4 protein-coding genes are annotated in these 3,677 nt (G+C 65.1%); all 4 read right to left on the bottom strand.

Annotation, left to right across the window (positions count from 1 at the left end; all coding sequences use genetic code 11):
• Positions 1–71: 71 nt before the first annotated feature.
• Genes tauD through tauA form a run of 4 tightly spaced genes read right to left on the bottom strand, consistent with a single transcriptional unit; the run spans position 72 to position 3,563 of the window.
• A complete protein-coding gene (gene tauD / locus GYA94_RS25610; RefSeq protein WP_110678917.1) occupies positions 72–905 on the bottom strand; it encodes a taurine dioxygenase in 834 nt (277 codons plus the stop codon).
• 48 nt (positions 906–953) lie between these two features.
• Complete coding sequence (gene tauC / locus GYA94_RS25605) at positions 954–1,793, bottom strand: taurine ABC transporter permease TauC (RefSeq protein ID WP_161893364.1); 840 nt, start codon at positions 1,791–1,793, stop codon at positions 954–956.
• The gene (tauB, locus tag GYA94_RS25600; RefSeq protein ID WP_161893363.1) at positions 1,790–2,578 is read right to left on the bottom strand and encodes a taurine ABC transporter ATP-binding subunit; all 789 of its coding nucleotides are present in this window, start codon (positions 2,576–2,578) and stop codon (positions 1,790–1,792) included. The genes tauC and tauB overlap by 4 nt, the downstream gene beginning before the upstream one ends.
• Before the next feature lie 13 nt (positions 2,579–2,591).
• The gene (tauA, locus tag GYA94_RS25595; RefSeq protein ID WP_110678911.1) at positions 2,592–3,563 is read right to left on the bottom strand and encodes a taurine ABC transporter substrate-binding protein; all 972 of its coding nucleotides are present in this window, start codon (positions 3,561–3,563) and stop codon (positions 2,592–2,594) included.
• Between the last annotated feature and the right edge of the window lie 114 nt (positions 3,564–3,677).

The following is a 3,677-nucleotide window of genomic DNA, read 5'->3' as shown; positions in this document are numbered from 1 at the left end:
CACAGGTTTCGAAACCGGTACCGGACCTGTGGGAGCGGGCGTGCCCGCGAAGAGGCCAGAACAGGCAACAACTAAAAGGGCACATCCCCGAGGATCGTCGCCCGGTGCATCACCCGCCGATTGGGCCGGTAGTCATCCACGGCAAAATGCTGGGTCACGCGGTTGTCCCAGAACGCCACGTCATGCTCCTGCCAGCGCCAGCGAATGCTGAACTCTGGCCGTGTGGCATGGGCGAACAGCAGCTTCAGCAACGCCTCGCTCTCCAGCTCGCTCAGCTCATTGATGCGCGTGGTAAACCCCTCATTGACGAACAACGCCTTGCGCCCGCTCACCGGATGCGTACGCACTACCGGGTGCGACAAGGGTGGGTTGTTGCGCCGCGTGGCTTCCCAGCGCGCCAGGTCTTCAGCGGTGGTGCCAAAGCGTTCCAGCGGGAACGACTTGGTGAAGTCGTGAGTGGCGGTCAGCCCGTCGAGCATGCCCCGCAGCGGCGCCGACAAGGCTTCAAAGGCAGCGATGCCGCTGGCCCACAAGGTATCGCCACCGTAGGCCGGCAACTGCTTGGCACTGAGCACCGCACCCAGTGCCGGGGTTGGCAGGAAGGTCACGTCGGTGTGCCACACGGCGTTGTCGCGCACATCAGTGACCGCCGTGTCGAGCACCAGCACCTGCGGGGTGTTCGGCACATTGGGGTAGATCGGGTGAATGTGAAGGTCGCCGAAGCGGGCGGCAAAGCGCGCCTGTTGTTCCGGGTTGATCGGCTGGTCGCGGAAGAACAGCACCTGGTGCTGCAGCAGCGCCTGTTCAATGGCGTCGCGTTGTGCTGCGGTGATGTCGCGGCTGATGTCCACGCCGCTGATCTGGGCGCCGAGCGCGGGGCTGAGGGGAGTGATGGTCAGGCTCATGTCAGTCTCTTCAATCAGGCGCCAGTGTGCTGGCGTGGACAATAGGGTTCAGTGGCTTTGCCCATGCCAGGGCACCAGCTTGCGTTGCAGGGCGCGCAGGCTCATTTCCAGTGCGAAGGCAATCAAGGCGATCAGCAGGATGCCCAGCACTACGACGTCGGTAACCAGAAACTGCGCCGCCGACTGCACCATGAAGCCCAGGCCACTGGTGGCGGCAATCAGCTCGGCGGCGACCAGCGTCGACCAGCCAACCCCCAGGCCGATGCGGATCCCGGTGAGGATGTCGGGTAGCGCGCTCGGCAGGATCACGTGCCGGATCAGCTGAGCGTTGCTTGCGCCCAGCGACTGCGCTGCACGCAACTTGGCCGGGTCGACGGTACGTACACCGGTGGCGGTGGCAATGGCGATCGGCGCAAAGATCGCCAGGAAGATCAGCAACACCTTCGACAGCTCGCCGATGCCGCACCAGATGACAATCAAGGGCAGGTAGGCCAGCGGCGGGATCGGCCGGTAGAACTCGATCAGCGGGTCGAGGATGCCGCGTGCCACGCGGTTGTAGCCGATGGCGATGCCAACCGGTATGGCGGTCAGCGTGGCGGCCAGCAGGGCCACGCCGATGCGCCCCAGGCTGGCGCCCAGGTGCTGCCACAGGCTGGCATCCATGTAACCCTGGGTCAGCAAGGTCCAGCCCTTGGCCAGGATGTCGCCGGGCGAGGGCAGGAACAGCGGCTCGACCCAGCCGGCGGCAGTCACCAGCCACCACGCCAGCAACAGGCTGGCGAGGGTCAGGGTGCTGATCCAGCGGGTGGAACGTGGGCGGCGCAGCTTGACGGCTGGCCGGGGTTGGGCGTTGTGTTTGCCGGTAACCGGCAGGTCCAGGCTGCTCATGCGCGCTCCTGCAGGCTTTGGCGTTGGGAAAACACCCGCGCCAGTACGTGCTCGCGGGTTTCGATGAAGGCCGGGTCGGACTTGATCGCCCGGGCCGATTCGCCAGCGGCATAACGCTGGCCGAAGTCCAGTTGCAGGCGTTCCACCACGCGCCCCGGGTTGGGCGCCAGCAGTACCAGTTCGCTGGCCAGGAATACCGCTTCTTCGATGTCGTGGGTAATCAGGAACACCGGCTTGGCGGTGCGCTGCCATACCTGCAGCAGCAACGCCTGCATCTGCTCGCGGGTGAAGGCATCGAGGGCGCCGAACGGTTCGTCCATCAATAGCACCCGTGGGTCGGCTGCCAGCGCCCGGGCCAGGCCCACGCGTTGCTTCTGGCCGCCGGACAACTGCCAGATGCGCCGCTCGCCGAAGCCGGCGAGGTCGACCAGGGCCAGCATCTCGCGGGCTTTGGCTTCACGCTCGGCGCGCGGTACGCCGGCCAGCTCCAGGCCGAATGCGACGTTGCCCAGCACGTTCTGCCAGGGCAGCAGCGCGTCGTCCTGGAACACTACACCGCGCTCGGCTCCAGGCCCTTGCACCGGTACACCGTCGAGGGTGATGCGGCCGCCACTGGGGGTAACGAAGCCGGCGATCAGGTTGAGCAGCGAGGTTTTGCCGCTGCCGGATGGCCCCAGGGCCACCAGCAGTTGGCGCGACCCCAGGCTCAGGTTGATGTCGGCCAGCACCGGGGTGGCGGCACCGGGGTACTGTGCGCTGATGCGCTCCAGTTCGAGCAAGGCCATGGCGGGCTCCGGTTCAGTTTGGAAGGAACTTGGCGCTGACGTACGGCGAGTAGTCCGGCAGTACGGCGTCAACCTTGCCTTGCTGCTTGAGGAAGTTGGCCGTGTCGGTCAGTGCCTGGGTGGTGGGTGCACCCAGTGCGCTGGCCTGGTCGGCGGCCAGTGGGTAGACGTTGCCCTCCAGCAGCACCGGAATGTCGCTGGCCTTGGCGCCGGACAGCTTCACCAGTTTGTCCACGTTGCCTTTGTCAGCCAGCCAGGCTTGCGGGTCTTTGCGGTATTCGGCGTAGGCATCGAGGGTGACCTTGGCGAAAGCCTTGACCACGTCGGGGTGCTTCTCGGCGAAGTCCTTGCGCACGATCCAGGCATCGAAGGTGGGGGCGCCTTTTGCGGCCAGCTCGCCCGAGGTGATCAGCACCTTGCCGTTTTCCTTGGCCACGCCCAAGGCCGGGTCCCAGACGTAGGTGGCGTCGATGTCGCCGCGTTTCCAGGCGGCAATGATCGCAGGGGGCGCGAGGTTGAGTATCTGCACCTTGGAGGGGTCGATGTTCCAGGTCTTCAGGGCTGCCAGCAAGCTGTAGTGGCCAGTTGAAACGAAGGGCACCGCGACTTTCTTGCCGACCAGGTCTTGTGGCGTCTTGATGCTGTCGCGGGCGACCAGTGCCTCGCCTGCGCCAATCTGCGTTGCGATCAGAAACGTCTCGACCGGCAGCTTGCGGGTGGCGGCGGCGGCCAGTGGGCTGGAGCCCAGGTAGCCGATCTGCACGTCACCGCTGGCCACTGCGGTGATCACATCGGCGCCGTTATCGAACTTGCGCCAGTCAATGCTGGCCTTGCTGGCTTTTTCGTAGTCGCCATCCACCTGCGCCACCTTGGCGGGGTCGACGGTGGTCTGATAGGCGACGGTCAGGTCGGCCGCCTGGGCCAGCCAGCTGGCGCTGGCGAGGGTCAGGGCGGCGAACAGGCGCAGCGGGGCATGCGGGATCATGGTGAACCTCTCGTCAGGCAAACTGGGGTATGCGAAAAGGCTAAATGATCTAAAAAAATTAAAATAAATAACTTTTTCGCATTAGCTTAGGAGGTAAAGCTGTAGGAGCGGCCT

This window comes from Pseudomonas juntendi (assembly GCF_009932375.1).
GTDB lineage: Bacteria > Pseudomonadota > Gammaproteobacteria > Pseudomonadales > Pseudomonadaceae > Aquipseudomonas > Aquipseudomonas juntendi.
This window is presented reverse-complemented; position numbering and strand designations above follow the sequence as displayed.